This is a genomic window from Pseudomonas sp. PSE14 (assembly GCF_029203285.1).
Classification (GTDB): Bacteria; Pseudomonadota; Gammaproteobacteria; order Pseudomonadales; family Pseudomonadaceae; genus Pseudomonas.
Genome location: NZ_CP115669.1, coordinates 2,425,852 through 2,439,742 on the forward strand (window position 1 = coordinate 2,425,852; position 13,891 = coordinate 2,439,742).

General features: G+C 62.6%; 13 protein-coding genes. 3 read left to right on the plus strand and 10 right to left on the minus strand.

The window, feature by feature from the left end; all coding sequences use genetic code 11:
- Positions 1 to 3 precede the first annotated feature (3 nt).
- From purB to O6P39_RS11400, 5 genes are all read right to left on the minus strand, one after another.
- Positions 4 to 1,374 (minus strand): adenylosuccinate lyase, encoded by a 1,371-nt coding sequence (gene purB, locus O6P39_RS11380; RefSeq protein WP_275611431.1) that lies wholly within the window; start codon positions 1,372 to 1,374, stop codon positions 4 to 6.
- Between the two features lie 95 nt (positions 1,375 to 1,469).
- Positions 1,470 to 2,090 (minus strand): high frequency lysogenization protein HflD, encoded by a 621-nt coding sequence (hflD, locus tag O6P39_RS11385; RefSeq protein WP_275611432.1) that lies wholly within the window; start codon positions 2,088 to 2,090, stop codon positions 1,470 to 1,472.
- Positions 2,087 to 3,226, minus strand: a complete 1,140-nt coding sequence (gene mnmA, locus O6P39_RS11390) for a tRNA 2-thiouridine(34) synthase MnmA (RefSeq protein WP_275611433.1) — start codon at positions 3,224 to 3,226, stop codon at positions 2,087 to 2,089. The genes hflD and mnmA overlap by 4 nt, the downstream gene beginning before the upstream one ends.
- A gap of 72 nt (positions 3,227 to 3,298) precedes the next feature.
- The gene (locus O6P39_RS11395; protein WP_275611434.1) at positions 3,299 to 3,742 is read right to left on the minus strand and encodes an NUDIX hydrolase; all 444 of its coding nucleotides are present in this window, start codon (positions 3,740 to 3,742) and stop codon (positions 3,299 to 3,301) included.
- A gap of 103 nt (positions 3,743 to 3,845) precedes the next feature.
- Positions 3,846 to 6,068, minus strand: coding sequence for an NADP-dependent isocitrate dehydrogenase (locus O6P39_RS11400; protein WP_275611435.1), 2,223 nt, complete (start codon positions 6,066 to 6,068; stop codon positions 3,846 to 3,848).
- Between the two features lie 357 nt (positions 6,069 to 6,425).
- Here O6P39_RS11400 and icd point away from each other — a divergent pair, with 357 nt between their 5' ends.
- Entirely contained in the window at positions 6,426 to 7,679 is a 1,254-nt protein-coding gene (gene icd, locus O6P39_RS11405; protein ID WP_275611436.1) for an NADP-dependent isocitrate dehydrogenase, read from the plus strand.
- Positions 7,680 to 7,748: 69 nt separating this feature from the next.
- Here the strand turns inward: icd and cspD are convergent, their stop codons facing one another.
- Positions 7,749 to 8,024, minus strand: coding sequence for a cold shock domain-containing protein CspD (gene cspD / locus O6P39_RS11410; RefSeq protein WP_275611437.1), 276 nt, complete (start codon positions 8,022 to 8,024; stop codon positions 7,749 to 7,751).
- Between the two features lie 228 nt (positions 8,025 to 8,252).
- Between cspD and clpS the strand changes: the two genes are divergently transcribed.
- Both clpS and clpA read left to right on the plus strand, forming a co-directional pair.
- A complete protein-coding gene (gene clpS, locus O6P39_RS11415; protein WP_275611438.1) occupies positions 8,253 to 8,615 on the plus strand; it encodes an ATP-dependent Clp protease adapter ClpS in 363 nt (120 codons plus the stop codon).
- Between the two features lie 28 nt (positions 8,616 to 8,643).
- The gene (clpA, locus tag O6P39_RS11420; RefSeq protein ID WP_275611439.1) at positions 8,644 to 10,917 is read left to right on the plus strand and encodes an ATP-dependent Clp protease ATP-binding subunit ClpA; all 2,274 of its coding nucleotides are present in this window, start codon (positions 8,644 to 8,646) and stop codon (positions 10,915 to 10,917) included.
- A gap of 97 nt (positions 10,918 to 11,014) precedes the next feature.
- Here clpA and infA read toward each other — a convergent pair whose 3' ends face one another.
- The 4 genes from infA to trxB all read right to left on the minus strand — a co-directional run bounded on the left by infA (position 11,015) and on the right by trxB (position 13,771).
- On the minus strand, positions 11,015 to 11,233 hold the full coding sequence (infA, locus tag O6P39_RS11425; RefSeq protein WP_002553999.1) for a translation initiation factor IF-1: 219 nt from the start codon (positions 11,231 to 11,233) through the stop codon (positions 11,015 to 11,017).
- A 105-nt stretch (positions 11,234 to 11,338) separates the two neighbouring features.
- Positions 11,339 to 12,046 carry an arginyltransferase gene (locus O6P39_RS11430; protein ID WP_275611440.1) on the minus strand — a complete coding sequence of 236 codons (708 nt, stop codon included), beginning with the start codon at positions 12,044 to 12,046 and terminating at the stop codon, positions 11,339 to 11,341.
- Positions 12,047 to 12,077: 31 nt separating this feature from the next.
- Positions 12,078 to 12,782 carry a leucyl/phenylalanyl-tRNA--protein transferase gene (gene aat, locus O6P39_RS11435; RefSeq protein ID WP_275611441.1) on the minus strand — a complete coding sequence of 235 codons (705 nt, stop codon included), beginning with the start codon at positions 12,780 to 12,782 and terminating at the stop codon, positions 12,078 to 12,080.
- 38 nt (positions 12,783 to 12,820) lie between these two features.
- Entirely contained in the window at positions 12,821 to 13,771 is a 951-nt protein-coding gene (gene trxB / locus O6P39_RS11440; protein WP_275611442.1) for a thioredoxin-disulfide reductase, read from the minus strand.
- Between the last annotated feature and the right edge of the window lie 120 nt (positions 13,772 to 13,891).

The window sequence follows — 13,891 nt, forward strand, 5'->3', positions numbered from 1 at the left end:
ATCTCAGATGCGCTTGGCCTGGGCGGCGGCGTTACCGATGTAGTTCGCGGGGGTCAGTTTCTTCAGCTCGGCCTTGGCTTCGGCGGGCATGTCGAGGCCGTCGATGAACACCTGCAGGGCGTCGGCACTGATGCCTTTGCCGCGGGTCAGCTCCTTGAGCTTCTCGTAGGGGTTCTCGATGCCGTAGCGGCGCATGACGGTCTGTACCGGCTCGGCCAGGACTTCCCAGCAGGCGTCCAGGTCTTCGGCGATGCGCGCGGCGTTCAGTTCCAGCTTGCCGATGCCCTTGAGGCTGGCCTCGTAGGCGATGACGCTGTGGGCGAAACCGACGCCCAGGTTGCGCAGTACGGTGGAGTCGGTCAGGTCACGCTGCCAGCGGGAGATCGGCAGCTTGCTGGCCAGGTGCTGGAACAGTGCGTTGGCGATGCCCAGGTTGCCTTCGGAGTTCTCGAAGTCGATCGGGTTGACCTTGTGTGGCATGGTCGAGGAGCCGATCTCGCCAGCGATGGTCTTCTGCTTGAAGTAGCCCAGGGAGATGTAGCCCCAGACGTCGCGGTCGAAGTCGATGAGGATGGTGTTGAAGCGGGCGATGGCGTCGAACAGCTCGGCGATGTAGTCGTGCGGCTCGATCTGGGTGGTGTAGGGGTTCCACGCCAGGCCCAGGTCGCCTTCGATGAATTCGCGGGCGTTGGCTTCCCAATCCACTTGCGGATAGGCCGACAGATGGGCGTTGTAGTTGCCCACGGCGCCGTTGATCTTGCCCAGCAGTTCGACCGAAGCAACCTGCTTGATCTGACGCTCCAGGCGGTAGACGACGTTGGCCAGTTCCTTGCCCAGGGTGGTCGGGGAGGCTGGCTGGCCGTGGGTGCGCGAGAGCATCGGCACGTCGGCGAACTTGACCGCGAGTTCGCGGATGGAGTCGGCGATCTGGCGCATCAGCGGCAGCAGCACGGTGTCGCGGCCTTCGCGCAGCATCAGGGCGTGGGACAGGTTGTTGATGTCCTCGGAGGTGCAGGCGAAGTGGATGAACTCGCTGACCTTGGCCAGTTCCGGCAGCTTGGCGGCTTGTTCCTTGAGCAGGTATTCCACGGCTTTGACGTCGTGGTTGGTGGTGCGCTCGATGTCCTTGATGCGCTGCGCGTGCTCCAGTTGGAAGTCATCGGCCAGCTGATTCAGCAGAGCGTTGGCTTCGGCGGAGAAGGGGGCCACTTCGGGGATGCCGGCGTGGGCGGCGAGGCGCTGCAGCCAGCGAACCTCCACCAGGACGCGGAAACGGATCAGGCCGTATTCGCTGAAGATCGGACGCAGGGCGCTGGTTTTGCTGCCGTAACGGCCGTCAACGGGGGAAACCGCGGTAAGGGAGGAAAGCTGCATGGGGCGTTCTCGTGGCTGGAGGTCAACGAAAAGGGCGCACATCATACACGAAAGCGGCGCTCCGGTCGCCTTTGCGGCGACCGGAAGAAGGTGTTTCAGCCGCGCAGCAGGGGGCGCAGTTCACCCAGCATTTTCTTCCGGGCGAACAGCATCTGCCAGCGGTTGCCGCCGAGCTGTCGCCACAGGCGCGCGGAGCGGATGCCGGCCAGCAGCAGGGCGCGGATGCGCGCGGCGTTGGCGTTGATCTGCAGGTAGCGCATGTCGCCGTGTACCTGGATGCGCTGGCGGAAGGTGCTCAGGGTGTCCTGGTAAAGGCCGGCGCAGGAGGCGATGACGTTCTCGTGGATCAGGCCGAAGTGCTGTACCTGCTGCTGGATCTGGTCCAGGCGGCTGCCCATCAGGTCGAGCATGTCGTCGCGCTTGTTCAGCTGGCGTTCCAGGCCGATCAGCGAGAGAGCGTAGCGCAGTGGCTCACGCTGCAGGCTGTTGGGGTCGCGCTCGAGCGCGCTGACCAGGGCGCGGAAGCCTTCGCGTAGATTGGCGGTGTCGCCGCCGTAGACGTCCAGGGTGGTCTTCGGGTCGCGCACCAGCAGGCTGCCGAGCATACAGCCCAGCGGCGCCTCGGGGATCTGCCCGGTGCGGGCGAGGCGGTCTACCAGGGCTGCGGATTCGAAAACGCCGGATAGGGCAATGATCTGGTCGTGCAGATCGCTCATGCAGGTTCCTTAGCGAACGCGGGTTCGGCCGATTCGATGACGCCGCCGCCGAGGCAGATTTCGCCGTCGTAGAAGACCACGGACTGGCCGGGGGTCACAGCGCGCTGCGGTTCGTCGAACACCGCGCGGTAGCCGTTCCCGGTGCGTTCCAGCACGCAGTCCTGGTCGGCCTGGCGGTAGCGCACCTTGGCGCGCAGGGCCTTGGGCTGGTCCAGGTCGATGGGGTTGACCCAATAGATGTGCGAGGCGTGCAGGGCGCGGGAGAACAGCCACGGGTGGTCATTGCCCTGGCCGACGACCAGGACGTTGCGCGCCAGGTCCTTCTCCAACACGTACCAGGGGCTGTCGTCGGCGTTCTTCAGGCCGCCGATGCCCAGGCCCTGGCGCTGGCCGATGGTGTGGTACATCAGGCCGACATGCTTGCCGATGACCGTGCCGTCGGTGGTCTCGATGTCACCCGGCTGGGCCGGCAGGTACTGCTTGAGGAAGTCGCTGAAGCGGCGCTCGCCGATGAAGCAGATGCCGGTCGAGTCTTTCTTCTTCGCGGTGGCCAGGCCGTATTTCTCGGCGATGGCACGCACCTCGGGCTTCTCCAGTTCGCCGACCGGGAACAGGGTCTTGCCGATCTGCTCGCCGCCCACCGCATGGAGGAAGTAGCTCTGGTCCTTGTTCGGGTCCAGGCCCTTGAGCAGTTCGCTGCGGCCGTCGACGTCGCGGCGGCGCACGTAGTGGCCGGTGGCGATCAGGTCGGCACCCAGGGCGAGGGCGTAGTCGAGGAAGGCTTTGAACTTGATCTCGCGGTTGCAGAGGATGTCCGGGTTCGGCGTGCGGCCGGCCTTGTATTCCTCGAGGAAGTGCTCGAAGACGTTGTCCCAGTATTCCGCGGCGAAGTTGGCGGTGTGCAGCTTGATGCCGATGCGGTCGCAGACGGCCTGGGCGTCGGCCAGGTCGGTCATGGCGGTGCAGTACTCGGTGCCGTCGTCCTCTTCCCAGTTCTTCATGAACAGGCCTTCCACCTGGTAGCCCTGTTCCTTGAGGAGCAGGGCGGAGACGGAGGAGTCCACGCCGCCGGACATGCCGACGATAACGCGGGTGTTCTGGGGGATCTTCGGCGAGGAAGAGGGGGAATCAGACATGGTGGCGCATCACGGGTACAGGTAAAGACGGGGATTCTACCAGAGCCGAGCGGCTCAGGCTCGGCTGCCGGCTCAGGTACGGATCAGGCTGAGCGGGAAGCGCTCGCCTTCCAGGTAGTCGTCGATGCAGCGCAGCACCAGGTGGCTGCGCCAGCGCTCGGGCTGGGCGGCCAACTCGTCGCGGGTCATCCAGCGGGCGCCGAGGATGCCGTCGTCCAGCGCGCGCTCGGGGTGATGGCGCACGGGGCGGGCGGCGAAGCAGACGCGCTGGTAGGTCACGCCATTGCTTGGCGCGGTGTACAGGTAGATGCCGGTGACGGCGGTCAGCTCCACATCCCAGCCGGTTTCTTCCAGGGTTTCGCGCACGGCGGCTTCGAGCAGGCTTTCGTTGGCTTCCAGATGGCCGGCGGGCTGGTTGAAGACCTGTTTTTTGTCAGCGGAGATTTCCTCCACCAGCAGGAAGCGGCCCTGGTCTTCGACTATGGTGGCGACGGTGACGTGTGCAAGCCAGCGCATGGATGCGGTCTCGTGAGTTGGAAAGGGCGCGAGTTTAGCGCTGCAAGGCGCAGAAAGCAGAACCCCCGGGAGGGCCCGGGGGTTCTGTATTACGCGAAGAGCCTTACGCCAGTGCGTCGATCGCGGCGTTGAAGGTCGCGCTCGGGCGCATGACCTGGGAGGTCAGCTCCGGGTTGGAACGGTAGTAGCCGCCGATGTCGGCTGGCTTGCCCTGTACGCCGTTCAGTTCGGCGACGATGGCCGCTTCCTTCTCGGTCAGGGTCTTGGCCAATGCGCTGAAGTGGGCCTTCAGTTCGGCGTCGTCATTCTGCTCGGCCAGGGCCTGGGCCCAGTACATGGCCAGGTAGAAGTGGCTGCCGCGGTTGTCGATCTCACCGATCTTGCGCGACGGCGACTTGTTGTTGTCCAGCAGCTTGCCGGTGGCGATGTCGAGGGTCTTGCCCAGCACCTTGGCCTTGGCGTTGTTGGTCTTGATGCCTTCTTCTTCGAAGGAGACGGCAAGAGCCAGGAACTCGCCCAGGGAATCCCAGCGCAGGTAGTTCTCTTCCACCAGTTGCTGTACGTGTTTCGGAGCCGAACCGCCGGCGCCGGTTTCGTACATGCCGCCGCCCGCCATCAGCGGAACGATGGACAGCATCTTGGCCGAGGTGCCCAGTTCCATGATCGGGAACAGGTCGGTCAGGTAGTCGCGCAGGACGTTGCCGGTCACCGAGATGGTGTCCTGGCCGCGCAGTTGACGCTCCATGCTGGTGCGGATGGCTTCGTTGTAGCCCTTGATGCTGATGTCCAGGCCGGTCAGGTCGTGGTCCTTCAGGTACAGCTCGACCTTCTTGCGCAGCTCGTTGTCGTGGGCGCGCTCCGGGTCCAGCCAGAAGATGGCCGGGGTGTTGGACTGGCGGGCACGGGTAACGGCCAGCTTGACCCAGTCGCGGATCGGGGCGTCCTTGGTCTGGCAGGCGCGCCAGATGTCACCGGCCTGCACTTCGTGCTGCATCAGGACCTTGCCGTCGGCGTCGACTACACGCATGGTGCCGTCGGCTTCCATTTCGAAGGTCTTGTCGTGGGAGCCGTATTCCTCGGCCTTCTGCGCCATCAGGCCGACGTTCGGTACGCTGCCCATGGTGGTCGGGTCGAACGCGCCGTTGGTTTTGCAGAAGTTGATCATTTCCTGGTAGATGCGGGCGTAGGTGCTTTCCGGCATTACCGCTTTGGTGTCTTTCTGCTTGCCGTCCTTGCCCCACATCTGACCCGAGTTGCGGATCATGGCCGGCATGGAGGCGTCGACGATCACGTCGCTGGGGATGTGCAGGTTGGTGATGCCCTTGACCGAGTCGACCATCGCCATTTCCGGGCGGTGGCTGTACACCTCGTGGATGTCGTGCAGGATTTCTTCCTGCTGCGAGGCCGGCAGCGACTTGATCTTGTCATAGACGCTGGAGATGCCGTTGTTCGGGTTCACGCCCAGCTCTTCGAACAGCTCGCCGTACTTCTCGAACACGTCCTTGTAGTAGACGGTCACGGCGTGGCCGAAGACAATCGGGTGGGAGATCTTCATCATGGTGGCCTTGACGTGCAGGGACCACATGACGCCGGTTTCCTTGCAGTCCTGCAGGGTCTTCTCGAAGAAGGCGCGCAGCTTGCTGCAGCTCATGAACATGCTGTCGAGGACTTCGCCTTCCTGCATCTTCAGGGTCTTCTTGGTCTCGACCTTGCCGTCCTTGCCGACGAACTCGATGCGGACTTCACCGGCCTTCGGGATGGTGACCGACTGTTCGCTGGAGAAGAAGTCGCCGCCACGCATGTAGTCGGCGTGGGAGCGCGAAGCCATGCTCCACTTGCCCATGCTGTGCGGGTGCTTGCGGGCGTAGGCCTTCACGGCGGCCGGGGCGCGGCGGTCGGAGTTGCCTTCACGCAGGACCGGGTTCACGGCGCTGCCCAGGACCTTGGCGTAACGCGCACGGGTTTCGTTCTCTTCGGCGGTCTGCGGGTCTTCCGGGAAGTCCGGAACGGAGAAGCCCAGCTTCTGCAGCTCGGCGATGGCGCCCTTGAGCTGCGGTACCGAAGCGGAGATGTTCGGCAGCTTGATGATGTTGGCTTCGGGGGCGGTGGCCAGTTGGGCCAGGTAGGCCAGGTCGTCTTCGATGGCCTTGTCGCCGAGTTTGTCGGCGAAGGAGGCCAGGATACGGCCTGCAAGAGAGATGTCGCGGGTTTCTACGTCGATGCCGGCGGAGGCGGCGAAGGCTTTTACGATGGGAAGCAGCGAGTAGGTGGCAAGGGCGGGTGCTTCGTCGGTGAAGGTGTAAGTGATCTTCGAGCGGATGGACATCTCGTTCTAACTCTCTTCTTTGCTGGGCGCGCACAGAGTCTCGAATCGCGTTGGTACACGCTTGCGTTCAACGAAGTGGTTGACCGGCCTTCGAGATTTGCCGCGGGGATATTGGGGGCGCCAGTAGAGCGTTGTACGGCGGGTTCCTGGTGTGGACTCCGTCGTTACGAGGAGAGAGTCTGGTCCCAGACTGCTCGGACCTCGATGACCATTAAGTCATGGCCGCCAGTATACCACCCTAAAGGCAGGGTGATGTGCGTGCCTTTTTTAGACTAAGGAATGATGTGGTTCGATCATCGACTTGTGAGCTACCCTCAGTGGCTGCAAGAGGGTTTCAACCAAAAAGCGGAGTTCAGCATGGGATACCAAAAGATCCAGGTGCCGGCCGGCGACAAAATCACCGTCAACGCCGATATGTCCTTGAATGTACCGAAGAACCCGATCATCCCGTTCATCGAGGGTGATGGCATTGGCGTCGACATCAGCCCGGTCATGATCAAGGTCGTCGACGCAGCCGTCGAGAAAGCCTACAAAGGCGACCGCAAGATTGCGTGGATGGAAGTCTACGCCGGCGAGAAGGCCACCCAGGTCTACGACCAGGACACCTGGCTGCCCCAGGAAACCCTGGACGCCGTTCGTGATTACGTCGTCTCCATCAAGGGGCCGCTGACCACTCCGGTCGGCGGTGGCATCCGTTCGCTGAACGTAGCCCTTCGCCAGCAGCTCGACCTCTATGTCTGCCTGCGCCCGGTGCGCTGGTTCGAAGGCGTGCCCAGCCCGGTGAAGAAGCCCGGCGACGTGGACATGGTGATCTTCCGCGAGAACTCCGAAGACATCTATGCCGGCGTCGAATGGAAAGCCGGCACCCCCGAAGCCCAGAAGGTCATCAAGTTCCTCACCGAGGAAATGGGCGTCAAGAAGATCCGCTTCACCGAAAACTGTGGCATCGGCATCAAGCCGGTTTCCCAGGAGGGCACCAAGCGCCTTGTGCGCAAGGCCCTGCAATACGCCGTGGACAATGATCGCAGCTCCGTGACCATCGTCCACAAGGGCAACATCATGAAATTCACCGAGGGTGCCTTCAAGGACTGGGGCTACGAGCTCGCCCGTGACGAGTTCGGCGCCCAGCTGCTCGACGGCGGCCCGTGGATGCAGTTCAAGAATCCCAACACCGGCAAGAACATCGTGGTGAAGGACGTGATCGCCGACGCCATGCTGCAGCAGATCCTGCTGCGTCCGGCCGAGTACGACGTGATCGCCACCCTGAACCTGAACGGTGACTACCTCTCCGACGCCCTGGCGGCGGAGGTGGGCGGCATCGGTATCGCGCCGGGGGCCAACCTGTCCGATTCGGTGGCCATGTTCGAGGCGACCCACGGCACCGCGCCCAAGTACGCGGGGTTGGACAAGGTGAACCCGGGTTCGGTGATCCTTTCCGCCGAGATGATGCTGCGTCACCTGGGCTGGCCGGAAGCGGCCGACCTGATCATCAAGGGCGTGAACGGCGCCATCGCGGCCAGAACTGTTACCTACGATTTCGAACGCCTGATGGACGGCGCCAAGCTGCTGTCCTGCTCGGAGTTCGGCGACGCGATCATCGCCAAGATGTAAGCTGGGTGATACACCCATAAAAAAGGCCGGCTGATGCCGGCCTTTTTTCATTCTGCTGATCCGGGAGGATCAGGCCTCTGCCGTGATGTTCTGCATCTCGCTGCTCGGGGCAGTCTGGGCGGAGGGTGCGGATACGCTGGCGTTGATGGGTTGAATGTTAACCGCATGCAACCCCTTCGGACCTTGCAGGATCTCGAAGCTTACGGGTTGGCCGGCCTTGAGTGTCTTGTAGCCATCCATCTGGATCGCCGAGTAATGAGCGAACAGGTCCTCATCTCGGCCTTCAGCCAGGATGAATCCATAGCCCTTGGCGTTGTTGAACCACTTGACCTTACCGCTGAGCATGCTGATATCCCTCTGCAAAGGACTCCATCGCTGGAGTATCATCCACTACGATTCCGCTACAGCCTTTATCAGAGGCTGGCGTCCGGAACTCCTGATACCCTCCGGGGGGTATCCTTTGGTTGTAACACCCTTTTGCCGTTAGTCAAGGCGGCGTCGTCTGGGCCTGAGAGACGTTTCAAACTCCGGTCGGCCCCCTCATTCACCCACTCGCAAAGCTTTTATTCCAGCATGCATGCAAGTAGCCAGATTCGACTAACATTCAATCAGGACCGCCCGGATCCATTGGAAGACGAAGGGACGGGGCTCGCGGTCGAGGAATCCAAGCCCGCGCTGAAGCCGCCGTCCATGTATCGGGTGATCATGTTCAACGATGATTACACCCCGATGGATTTCGTGGTTGAGGTGCTCGAGTTGTACTTCAACATGAACCGAGAGCAGGCAACCAAGGTCATGTTGACCGTGCATACTCAAGGCAAGGCGAACTGCGGGACCTTTACCCGTGATGTCGCTGAAACCAAAGCCATGCAGGTCAATCAATATGCGAGGGAGAGCCAACATCCACTGTTGTGCGAAATTGAGATAGAAGGTTGATGCGGATGTTTGGGAGCGAGGTGAAGTCATGTTGAATCGAGAGCTCGAAGTCACCCTCAATCTCGCCTTCAAGGAGGCGCGGGCGAAGCGGCATGAGTTCATGACCGTTGAGCACTTGCTGTTGGCGCTTCTGGATAACGAAGCCGCCGCAACGGTCCTGAGAGCGTGTGGAGCCAATCTGGACAAGCTGCGGCGGGACCTGCAGGAGTTCATCGACTCCACCACGCCACTGATCCCCCAGCATGATGAGGACCGCGAGACCCAGCCGACCCTGGGCTTCCAGCGCGTATTGCAGCGCGCGGTGTTCCACGTGCAGAGCTCCGGCAAGCGCGAAGTGACCGGTGCCAATGTGCTGGTGGCCATCTTCAGCGAACAGGAAAGCCAGGCGGTGTTCCTGCTCAAGCAGCAGAGCGTCGCGCGTATCGATGTGGTCAACTACATCGCCCACGGCATTTCCAAGGTGCCGGGCCATGCCGAGCATCAGGAAAGCGAGCAGGACATGCAGGACGAGGAGGGCGGCGAGTCTTCTACCTCCAGTCATCCTCTGGATGCCTATGCCAGCAACCTGAACGACCTGGCGCGCCAGGGGCGCATCGATCCACTGGTGGGTCGTGAAACCGAAGTCGAGCGTGTTGCGCAGATTCTCGCGCGCCGCCGCAAGAACAACCCGCTGCTGGTGGGTGAGGCTGGCGTCGGCAAGACCGCCATCGCCGAAGGTCTGGCCAAGCGCATCGTTGACGGCCAGGTGCCGGACCTGCTGTCCGACAGCGTCGTCTATTCCCTCGACCTGGGCGCGCTGCTGGCGGGCACCAAGTATCGCGGCGATTTCGAGAAGCGCTTCAAGGCGCTGCTCAATGAGCTGCGCAAGCGTCCGCATGCCGTGCTGTTCATCGACGAAATCCACACCATCATCGGCGCTGGCGCGGCATCGGGTGGTGTGATGGATGCGTCCAACCTGCTCAAGCCGCTGCTGTCGTCCGGCGAGATCCGCTGCATCGGCTCCACCACCTTCCAGGAATTCCGCGGCATCTTCGAGAAGGATCGGGCGCTGGCTCGTCGCTTCCAGAAGGTTGATGTCACCGAGCCGTCCGTCGAGGACACCTACGGTATCCTGAAAGGCCTGAAGCCGCGCTTCGAGCAGCACCACCACGTCGAGTACAGCGACGAGGCGCTGCGTGCCGCCGCCGAACTGGCTGCGCGCTACATCAATGACAGGCACATGCCGGACAAGGCCATCGACGTGATCGACGAGGCCGGCGCCTATCAGCGTCTGCAGCCGGAAGAGAAGCGCGTGAAGCGCATCGAAGTTCCGCAGGTCGAGGATATCGTCGCGAAGATAGCGCGCATTCCTCCGAAGCACGTCTCCAGCTCCGATAAAGAGCTGCTGCGCAACCTCGAGCGCGACCTGAAGCTGACGGTGTTCGGTCAGGCTGCTGCCATCGAGTCGCTGTCCACTGCGATCAAACTGTCCCGTGCGGGTCTGAAGTCGCCGGACAAGCCGGTCGGTTCCTTCCTGTTCTCCGGTCCGACCGGGGTGGGCAAGACCGAGGTGGCTCGTCAGTTGGCCAAGGCGCTGGGCGTGGAGTTGGTGCGCTTCGACATGTCCGAGTACATGGAGCGGCACACCGTATCTCGTCTGATCGGTGCGCCTCCGGGTTACGTTGGCTTCGACCAGGGTGGCCTGCTCACCGAGGCGATCACCAAGACGCCGCACTGCGTACTGCTGCTGGATGAGATCGAGAAGGCGCACCCGGAAGTCTTCAACCTGCTGCTGCAGGTGATGGACCACGGCACCCTGACCGACAACAACGGGCGCAAGGCGGACTTCCGCAACGTCATCTTGATCATGACCACCAACGCGGGCGCGGAAACTGCGGCGCGGGCCTCCATCGGCTTCACGCTGCAGGATCACTCGACCGATGCCATGGAAGTGATCAAGAAGAGCTTCACGCCGGAGTTCCGCAACCGTCTGGACACCATCATCCAGTTCGGTCGCCTCAGTCTCGAGACCATCAAGAGCATCGTCGACAAGTTCCTCACCGAGCTGCAGGCGCAGTTGGAGGATAAGCACGTGCAGATCGAGGTCAGCGACGCGGCGCGCGGCTGGCTGGCGGAGAAGGGCTACGACCCGCAGATGGGTGCGCGTCCGATGGCGCGGCTGATCCAGGACAAGATCAAGCGGCCGCTGGCCGAAGAGATCCTGTTCGGCGAGCTGGCCGAGCACGGTGGTGTGGCCCATGTGGACCTGAAGGATGGCGAACTGGCCTTCGAGTTCGAAGTGATCGCCGTAGAGCCAGCCTGACGATGCTCAGGTTTAAAAAATAAGGCGCAAACGAAAACGCCCGGCATTGCCGGGCGTTTTTCTGTGTGCCGGATCTGACTTCCGGCGCTACCGTCCGTCAGCGGGCGCGGTAGGTGATACGACCCTTGGACAGGTCGTAGGGCGTCAGTTCTACGCGAACCTTGTCGCCGGTCAGGATGCGGATGTAGTTCTTGCGCATCTTGCCGGAGATGTGCGCGGTAACGACGTGCCCGTTCTCCAACTCCACGCGGAACATGGTGTTGGGCAGGGTGTCGACGACAGTGCCTTCCATTTCGAAGCTGTCTTCTTTCGACATGCAGTAGAGCCCTCGGTATCTATGATTGCCTGAAGTTTCAGGCCATTAAAAAAGGCACACATTGTGCCTGAAAATGCGCCAAAACGCCAAGTGGCGTGTAATGGGTCAGTTCAGCACGACCCAGCGCTGGTTCACGAACAGCTCGATTGGTCGGTACTGGGTCTTGTAGTTCATCTTCCGGCAGTTCTTGATCCAGTAACCGAGATAGACCGCGTGCAGACCCAGTCGGTGGGTCTCGGCGATCTGCCAGAGGATGGCGTAGCGCCCCAGGCTGCGGCGCTCTTCGTCGGGGTCGTAGAAGGTGTAGACCGCCGAGAGTCCGTTGGGTAGAACGTCGGTGACCGCGACGGCCAGCAGGCGGCCTTGCAGGCGGAACTCGAAGAAACAGCTGAACGGCAGGTCGCGGACCAGGAAGGTGGCGAACTGGTCGCGGCTGGGCGGGTACATGTCTCCGTCGGCGTGGCGCTGTTCGATGTAGCGCATGTACAGCGCGTAGTACTCCTCGGTGAAGGTCGGTCGCTTGCGGATGACCTCGAGGTCGACGTTGCGCTTGAGGATGCGCTTCTGCTGGCGGCTGGGCTGGAAGCCGGCGGCCGGGATGCGTGCCGGGATGCAGGCGGTGCAGTGCTGGCAGTGGGGGCGGTACAGGTGTTCGCCGCTGCGCCGGAAGCCGACCTCCGAAAGCGAGGCGTACAGCTGCGCGTCCATGGGCTGGCTGGGGTCGAGGAACAGGGTGGTGGCCTGCTCCTCGGGCAGATAGCTGCATGGGTGCGGCTGTGTGGCGTAAAACTTCAGGCGGGCGAGCTCGGTCATCTTCAACCCCTGCGAGGACCCTCTGGCAAGTTTATGTCAGGCTGGGCTGGTCCGCTTGGGAAGTCCAGTCCTGCAGTGGTGATTGGTCGAGATGGCGGCGCAGATAAGCGGCGAATTCGCGCCGGGAAATGGCTCGCGCGCCAAAGCTGTGCAGGTGCTGGGTTGGCATCTGGCAGTCGATCAGCTCGAAACCGGCAGTCTTGAGGCGCTGCACCAGGGTGACGAACGCCACCTTGGAGGCATTGTCCGCACGGCTGAACATGGATTCGCCGAAGAACAGCCGACCAATGGCCAGTCCGTACAGGCCGCCGACCAGCTTGTCGCCATCCCAGGCTTCCACCGAGTGTGCGACGCCCAGGCGATGCAGCTCGCAGTAGGCCTGCTGCATTGGCGTGGTGATCCAGGTTCCGTCGGCGTAATCACGCGGGCTGGCGCAACCGTGGATGACCCGTTCGAAGGCCTGGTCGATGCTGACCTGGTAGCGTTGCTGGCGCAGGCATTTGGCCAGGCTGCGGGAAACGTGCAGTTCGTCGGGGAAGAGTACGGTGCGCGGATCGGGCGACCACCAGAGGATCGGTTGGCCGTCCTGGTACCAGGGGAAACAGCCGTGACGGTACGCCTGGATCAGGCGGCGCGGGTCGAGGTCGCCACCGGCCGCGAGCAGGCCGTTGGGCTCGTGCAGGGCCTTGTCCAGGGGCGGGAAATCGAAGTTGTCGCGGGAAAGCCAATTGAGCATGGGCGGAGGAGGGGAGGGCGGGCCTCCCCTTTGACCGATCAGTTGTCGTCGAGGAACTTCTCGGCGTCCAGCGCGGCCATGCAGCCGGCGCCGGCGGAGGTGATCGCCTGGCGGTAGACGTGGTCGGCCACGTCGCCGGCAGCGAACACGCCTTCGATGCTGGTCTGGGTGGCGTTGCCTTCAGCGCCGCCTTTGATTTTCAGGTAGCCGTCATGCATGGCCAGCTGGCCGCTGAACAGGTCGGTGTTGGGCTTGTGGCCGATGGCGATGAACACGCCGGACAGGTCCAGCTGGCGGGTTGCGCCGGTTTCGGCGTCCTTCAGGCGTACGCCGATCACGCCCATGTCGTCGCCCAGGACTTCGTCCAGGGTGGTGTTCCAGTGCAGGCGCACGTTGCCGTTCTGGGCTTTCTCGAACAGCTTGTCCTGCAGGATCTTCTCCGAGCGCAGCTTGTCGCGGCGGTGGATCAGGTGCACTTCCTTGGCAATATTGGACAGGTAGAGCGCTTCTTCCACGGCGGTGTTGCCGCCGCCGACCACGCAGACCACCTGGTTGCGGTAGAAGAAGCCATCGCAGGTGGCGCAGGCGGAAACGCCACGGCCCATGAAGGCCTCCTCGGAGGACATGCCCAGGTACTGGGCCGAGGCGCCGGTGGCGATGATCAGTGCGTCGCAGGTGTAGGTACCGCTGTCACCCTTGAGGGTGAAGGGCTTGCTCTGCAACTCGGCGGTGTGGATGTGGTCGTAGACGATCTCGGTATCGAAACGCTGGGCGTGCTGCTGCATGCGCTCCATCAGGGCGGGACCGGTCAGGCCTTCGACGTCGCCCGGCCAGTTGTCGACTTCGGTGGTGGTGGTGAGCTGGCCGCCGGGCTGGATGCCGGTGATGACAACAGGCTTGAGGTTGGCGCGGGCGGCGTACACGGCAGCGGTGTAGCCGGCGGGGCCGGAGCCCAGGATGATCAGGCGCGAATGCTTGACTTCACTCATAAAAAGACTCCATAAGCCTTTGTCACGTAAGAGAATGCATGCTCCAATTGAGCAGCCGAAAAACGGTGATGGGCTATGCTACACCGAACCTCGGAAAGCCGGCAAAAGCGCCGTCGGACG

Coding starts and splice junctions, on each gene's coding strand:
- clpS (WP_275611438.1), top strand. CDS start 8,253: ATGCATGCAAGTAGCCAGATTCGACTAACATTCAATCAGGACCGCCCG.
- O6P39_RS11400 (WP_275611435.1), bottom strand. CDS start 6,068: ATGTCCATCCGCTCGAAGATCACTTACACCTTCACCGACGAAGCACCC.
- icd (WP_275611436.1), top strand. CDS start 6,426: ATGGGATACCAAAAGATCCAGGTGCCGGCCGGCGACAAAATCACCGTC.
- infA (WP_002553999.1), bottom strand. CDS start 11,233: ATGTCGAAAGAAGACAGCTTCGAAATGGAAGGCACTGTCGTCGACACC.
- cspD (WP_275611437.1), bottom strand. CDS start 8,024: ATGCTCAGCGGTAAGGTCAAGTGGTTCAACAACGCCAAGGGCTATGGA.
- hflD (WP_275611432.1), bottom strand. CDS start 2,090: ATGAGCGATCTGCACGACCAGATCATTGCCCTATCCGGCGTTTTCGAA.
- aat (WP_275611441.1), bottom strand. CDS start 12,782: ATGCTCAATTGGCTTTCCCGCGACAACTTCGATTTCCCGCCCCTGGAC.
- mnmA (WP_275611433.1), bottom strand. CDS start 3,226: ATGTCTGATTCCCCCTCTTCCTCGCCGAAGATCCCCCAGAACACCCGC.
- trxB (WP_275611442.1), bottom strand. CDS start 13,771: ATGAGTGAAGTCAAGCATTCGCGCCTGATCATCCTGGGCTCCGGCCCC.
- clpA (WP_275611439.1), top strand. CDS start 8,644: ATGTTGAATCGAGAGCTCGAAGTCACCCTCAATCTCGCCTTCAAGGAG.
- O6P39_RS11395 (WP_275611434.1), bottom strand. CDS start 3,742: ATGCGCTGGCTTGCACACGTCACCGTCGCCACCATAGTCGAAGACCAG.
- O6P39_RS11430 (WP_275611440.1), bottom strand. CDS start 12,046: ATGACCGAGCTCGCCCGCCTGAAGTTTTACGCCACACAGCCGCACCCA.
- purB (WP_275611431.1), bottom strand. CDS start 1,374: ATGCAGCTTTCCTCCCTTACCGCGGTTTCCCCCGTTGACGGCCGTTAC.